Origin of the sequence: Mesorhizobium sp. M7A.T.Ca.US.000.02.2.1 (assembly GCF_003996995.1) — a bacterium.
Classification (GTDB): Bacteria; Pseudomonadota; Alphaproteobacteria; order Rhizobiales; family Rhizobiaceae; genus Mesorhizobium.
Window position 1 is genome coordinate 1 of record NZ_RZTT01000408.1, and the last position, 5,254, is coordinate 5,254.

At 62.6% G+C, this 5,254-nt stretch carries 6 protein-coding genes; 3 read left to right on the plus strand and 3 right to left on the minus strand.

Going from position 1 to position 5,254, the window contains the following annotated elements; translation table 11 throughout:
• Window positions 1-112 precede the first annotated feature (112 nt).
• Window positions 113-490: a Fe-S cluster assembly scaffold SufA gene (gene sufA / locus EOD15_RS27855; protein WP_127319470.1), complete on the plus strand. Its 378-nt coding sequence runs from the start codon at window positions 113-115 to the stop codon at window positions 488-490.
• 185 nt (window positions 491-675) lie between these two features.
• Here sufA and EOD15_RS27860 read toward each other — a convergent pair whose 3' ends face one another.
• Entirely contained in the window at window positions 676-1,173 is a 498-nt protein-coding gene (locus tag EOD15_RS27860; RefSeq protein ID WP_127319468.1) for a GFA family protein, read from the minus strand.
• A 91-nt stretch (window positions 1,174-1,264) separates the two neighbouring features.
• On the opposite strand from EOD15_RS27860, the gene EOD15_RS27865 reads away from it, so the two are divergent.
• On the plus strand, window positions 1,265-1,588 hold the full coding sequence (locus EOD15_RS27865; protein WP_127319466.1) for a TfoX/Sxy family protein: 324 nt from the start codon (window positions 1,265-1,267) through the stop codon (window positions 1,586-1,588).
• 187 nt (window positions 1,589-1,775) lie between these two features.
• Here EOD15_RS27865 and EOD15_RS27870 read toward each other — a convergent pair whose 3' ends face one another.
• Window positions 1,776-2,693, minus strand: coding sequence for a pseudouridine-5'-phosphate glycosidase (locus EOD15_RS27870; protein WP_127409030.1), 918 nt, complete (start codon window positions 2,691-2,693; stop codon window positions 1,776-1,778).
• A 75-nt stretch (window positions 2,694-2,768) separates the two neighbouring features.
• Complete coding sequence (locus EOD15_RS27875) at window positions 2,769-3,713, minus strand: carbohydrate kinase family protein (RefSeq protein WP_127409031.1); 945 nt, start codon at window positions 3,711-3,713, stop codon at window positions 2,769-2,771.
• 277 nt (window positions 3,714-3,990) lie between these two features.
• Between EOD15_RS27875 and recA the strand changes: the two genes are divergently transcribed.
• Window positions 3,991-5,091, plus strand: a complete 1,101-nt coding sequence (recA, locus tag EOD15_RS27880) for a recombinase RecA (protein WP_027036993.1) — start codon at window positions 3,991-3,993, stop codon at window positions 5,089-5,091.
• The last annotated feature ends 163 nt before the right edge of the window (window positions 5,092-5,254 follow it).

A 5,254-nucleotide genomic window follows, 5' to 3' on the forward strand; every position in this document is an offset into this window, starting at 1 on the left:
GCTGGTACTAGCGTCGAGCCTGGCACACTTGCACCAGGGATAAAACTTCACCATTTTAGGTGAGGAATCATTCGGCAGGCCTTGAACCTGCATGGAATGGAGAAGGAAAAACATGGGACGCTTCGCCGTCATCACGATGACCGAAAAGGCCGCCGACCGGGTGCGCGAGATTGTCGCCACCCGCGACAACGCGCACGGCATCCGCCTCGGCATCAAGAAGGGCGGCTGCGCCGGCATGGAATATACGGTCGATCTGGTGACCGAGCCCAACACCAAGGACGACCATATCGAGCGCGATGGCGCGCATGTCTATGTCGCACCGGAAGCAGCACTTTTCCTGTTCGGCACCGAGATGGATTTCGAGCAGACGACGCTGCGCACCGGTTTCACCTTCCACAATCCGAACCAGAGCTCGGCCTGCGGTTGCGGCGAATCCGTCGAACTCAAGCCGGCCGACCTGAAGGCACTGGCAGAAGCCCGCGCTTCCTGAGTTTTTCCTTCGCCCCGTTGACGGGGAGAAGGTGTCACGAAGTGACGGATGATAGGCAGCGCCGGCCTCTCCAAAGTTAGCGCCGCTCCTCATCTGCCGGCGTTCGTCGTTCGAAGGCCAAGCAATTGGCTTTTCGTCCGCTGCGCGGATCACTCCTCACCTCCCCGTAAACGGCGCGAAGAAATTCACTCCACCCACATGCCCGTCCGCTTGTGCGAGTCGGCGATCGATTCCTCGGGATAGATGTCGAAGACCTTGTCATGCTTGCCAACCACCGGCTCCACCCAGTTCGCCTTGTATTTCAGCATGAGGTGCACCTTGCTTGGCGGAATGGGTAAATCGCTGTCGATCGCCGAAGCGAAGGGATGCACCAGCTCCGGCCATGTCGGGTCGTAGAGCCAAAGGGCTGAGCCGCATTTCTTGCAGAAATTGCGCTCGCCGGTTGAGATTTCGCAATGCGGATGCTCGTCGTCCTCGATCTCCGCCCGAAAGACGCCGAGGCTGCGCTTGCCCCTGATGTTCAGTGTTTCGTTGTCGGCACCGAGATTGATGGCAAACCCGCCGCCGCCCTGCTGCTTGCGGCAGATCGAGCAGTAGCACAGCATGAATGGCGCCGGCGTGTGGCTCTCCACCTCGAAACGGACGGCATTGCAGCGGCAGGAGCCTTTGAGCAGCACGGGCATAGCGGGAAACTCCGATCGACCTCACACAACCTGTCAGCATGATTTTGGTTGCGGCGATGACAAGGCCAAACGCCGGTGACATGATCGCGGCATGGACAATGAGCGCATCGCCGAACTGTTCGAGGGCCTCGGTCCTGTCAGCATCCGAAAACTGTTCGGCGGCAAGGGCATCTATTTCGACGGTGTCATCGTCGCCATCGTGCTGCGCAGTGAATTGCTGCTGAAGGCCGACGAGCAAAGCGTGCCCGAGTTCGAGGCCGCCGGCTGCACGCAATGGACCTATACCGGCTCGCGCCACGGCAAGCTGGTCGCCATGCCCTACTGGAGCGTTCCAGACAGCGCTTTCGATGATCCCGACGAGATGACGATCTGGGCACGGCGGGCGTATGAGGCGGGGCGTCGGGCGGGGAAGTAGATTCCCGCAAGCGCGAGGCCACCCCCTCATCCGTCCGCTTCGCGGCCACCTTCTCCCCGAGGGGAGAAGAGGTCGACGTCGGCGCTGTAAGCTCCTCTCCCCTCGGGGAGAGGTCGGATTGCCCCGAATTGTTCTTTGCAATTCGGTCTCGGCAATCCGGGTGAGGGGGAACCTTCGCTGCGTGACCCTAAAGCGCCTTCGCAATCCTCGCCGCCAGCCGCGCATTATTCTCGACCAGCGCGATGTTCGTCTTCAGGCTCCTGCCGCCAGTCAGTTCGAGAATCTTTCCCAGCAGGAACGGCGTCACCGCCTTGCCGGTCACGTTGAGCGCTTCTGCGGCCTTCTGCGCGGCGTCGATATAGCCCGCCATCTCCTCAGCCGGGATTTCCTGGTTCTCCGGCACCGGATTGGCGATCAGCATGCCGCCGGCGAGCCCCAGCGCTGCCCTCGTCTGGTAGAAATGCGCGATCTCTTCCGGCTCGTGCAAAGTCAGCGGCGCGCGGAACGGCGAATGCCTGGACCAGAAGGCCGGCATCGTCTCGCAGCCAAGGCCGACCACCGGCACGCCGCGCGTCTCCAGCACTTCCAGCGTCTTTTCGATGTCGAGAATGGCCTTGGCGCCGGCCGAGACGACGATGACCGGCGTGCGCGCCAGCTCGTCGAGATCGGCGGAAATGTCAAAACTCTTTTCGGCGCCCTTGTGCACGCCGCCGATGCCGCCGGTGGCGAACACTTTTATGCCGACCATATGCGCCGCGATCATCGTGGCGGCGACCGTGGTGCCACCGGTACGCCCTTGCGCCACGGCAAAACCGAGATCGGCGCGCGACAGCTTCATGGCGTCGCCCGTCATCGCCAGCGATTCGCGCTCGCCGTCCGAAAGCCCGATCTTGATGCGGCCGCCAACCACGGCGATCGTCGCCGGCACGGCGCCGCCATCGGTGATGATCTTTTCAACGTCGGCCGCCATGGCGCCATTGTCGGGGTAGGGCATGCCATGGGTGATGATGGTGCTTTCCAGCGCCACCACCGGCCGGCCGGCAGCCAGAGCCTGCGCCACCGGCGCGTGGATGTCGATGAGGGGGCGGGCGGTCTCAGGGGTCATCAGGGTCTCCAATCCGGAATGCGGCGCGTCCGTGGGGACACCAGGCAACATCGCGGCACTATGAATTCGCCGGTCTCATGCCACTTCCCTGGCATCCGGCACAAGAGCCAGCGCTTCCGCGAAGCTTGAGGCGGTGAACTCGGGAACGGCGTTGGCGCTTTCGATGGCAAGCGTCGCCCCGGCGATGCCTTCGCGCAGGGCCACCCGCAGCGGCAGTCCGCGCAGCAAGGCAGCGACCGTTGCGCCCGCCAGCGCATCACCGGCCCCGGTGACGTCAGCGACCTTTCGGGGATTGGGCGGCATGATCGAAAAGGCGCCTGTTTCATCGAACCCCAGCACGGGCGCCTCGCCCGCCGTCACCACGCCACTGACGAGGCCGCTGCATCGCAACCCGTCGACGACCTCGCGCTGCCTGGCATTCGCGGCGACGCCGGCCAGCACCATGGCCTCGCGCCGGTTCATGAAGACCAGCGAGAGCTCCTTCAGCACCGGTATCAACCGGACCGCCTTGGCCGGCGAGATGGCGATGGTGAAAACCGGCTTGCCCGCGGCGAGCGCCACCAGCCGTTCCAGCGCCGAAGAAGGCAGGTTGGCGTCGCACAGGATAGCGTCGGCGGCAGCGATCACCTCTCGCACCTTGGAGCGCCTGATCTGCTTGGGAAACGCCAACTCATAGAGCGCCATGTCGGCGAAGCCGACGATCAGCTCGCCCTCGCTGTCGATCAGCGCCGTGTAACTCGGCGTCGTGCGGTCGAGGAAGACCGCCGACAGGTCGGTAATGCCTGTCTCGGCGATGGCTCGCGAAACGGTATCGGCAGCGGCATCGCCGCCGCGAACCGACATCAGCGACGCGGAGACGCCGCGCCGCACGGCGCTGCGCAAAGCATTGAAGACGCCGCCGCCGACATCCTCGCGCATTGTGCCCGGATTGGAGGCGGCAGGCACGTAAGCGCCGGACACCTGGCCGCGTCGGTCGATATGGGCGCCGCCTATGGCCAGTATTTTCGCGGATTTCAGCATGCCGGCGATATGACCTTTGTTATTCCAGCCGCACAAGCGCTAGGTGCGACGGAGCTTCGCATGCGAGGCGGCGATTCGGCAGGTCGAAACAACCGAGCCGTCTGGCCCAACGTGCGGTGCATTCCTGATCGAATCCCTGGACAAAAAAAGAACAAATCCGGATATTGCTTGTTTTTCAGTTATTTGACCCCCCTTGCCAAATGAGAACAAAAAAGGTACAAATAGGCAGGGATTACGGATTGTCCGGCCTTCATTGACGACCAAGGGGTGATGTATCATGGCTCAGAATTCTTTGCGGCTGGTAGAGGACAAGGCAGTGGACAAATCAAAGGCTCTGGATGCGGCGCTGTCGCAGATCGAGCGGGCTTTCGGCAAGGGCTCGATCATGCGGCTCGGCGCCAACGATCAGGTCGTCGAGATTGAAACGGTGCCGACCGGCTCGCTTGGCCTCGACATCGCGCTTGGCGTCGGTGGCCTGCCGCGCGGCCGCATCATCGAGATCTACGGGCCGGAAAGCTCGGGCAAGACGACGCTTGCCCTGCACACCGTTGCCGAAGCCCAGAAGAAGGGCGGCATCTGCGCCTTCGTCGATGCCGAGCACGCGCTTGACCCGGTCTATGCCCGCAAGCTTGGCGTCGATCTCGAAAACCTTCTGATCTCGCAGCCTGACACTGGGGAGCAGGCGCTGGAAATCTGCGACACGCTGGTGCGCTCCGGCGCCATCGACGTGCTGGTGGTCGATTCGGTCGCGGCGCTGACGCCACGCGCCGAAATTGAAGGCGAGATGGGCGATTCGCTGCCCGGCCTGCAGGCCCGCCTTATGAGCCAGGCGCTGCGCAAGCTGACCGCGTCGATTTCGCGCTCCAACACCATGGTCATCTTCATCAACCAGATCCGCATGAAGATCGGCGTCATGTTCGGCTCGCCTGAAACCACCACCGGCGGCAATGCGCTGAAATTCTACGCTTCGGTGCGCCTCGACATCCGCCGCATCGGCTCGATCAAGGACCGCGACGAGGTTGTCGGCAACCAGACCCGCGTCAAGGTGGTCAAGAACAAGCTGGCGCCGCCCTTCAAGGTGGTCGAATTCGACATCATGTTTGGTGAGGGCGTCTCCAAAACCGGCGAACTGGTCGATCTCGGGGTCAAGGCTGGTATTGTCGAGAAGTCTGGCGCCTGGTTTTCCTATAACTCGCAGCGTCTCGGCCAGGGCCGCGAAAATGCCAAGCTGTTCCTGCGTGACAATCCCGACACGGCACGCGAGATCGAGTTGTCGATCAGGCAGAATGCCGGGCTGATCGCCGAAAAATTCCTCGAGAATGGCGGCCCTGAGCGCGGCGATGATGACGGTTTCGAGGAAGAATCCGGCGCGATGTAACAGTTTCGTGCGCGATGCCGGCCGGAGTTCGGCCATAATCGCGTTCTATTATCTCAGGCTTATGTAATCGAGTTCCGTGTTATTGCGTTTCGAAACCGCCGGCCCAGTGCCGGCGGTTTTGCGTTTTGGCGGCGAAACCAGGCCGGGTCGAACGGCCGGCAAA

Bases quoted from the DNA above. Each gene is read 5' to 3' on its own strand.
- EOD15_RS27860 (WP_127319468.1), bottom strand. From the start codon at position 1,173: ATGCCCGTGCTGCTCAAAGGCTCCTGCCGCTGCAATGCCGTCCGTTTC.
- EOD15_RS27875 (WP_127409031.1), bottom strand. From the start codon at position 3,713: ATGCTGAAATCCGCGAAAATACTGGCCATAGGCGGCGCCCATATCGAC.
- recA (WP_027036993.1), top strand. From the start codon at position 3,991: ATGGCTCAGAATTCTTTGCGGCTGGTAGAGGACAAGGCAGTGGACAAA.
- EOD15_RS27865 (WP_127319466.1), top strand. From the start codon at position 1,265: ATGGACAATGAGCGCATCGCCGAACTGTTCGAGGGCCTCGGTCCTGTC.
- EOD15_RS27870 (WP_127409030.1), bottom strand. From the start codon at position 2,693: ATGACCCCTGAGACCGCCCGCCCCCTCATCGACATCCACGCGCCGGTG.
- sufA (WP_127319470.1), top strand. From the start codon at position 113: ATGGGACGCTTCGCCGTCATCACGATGACCGAAAAGGCCGCCGACCGG.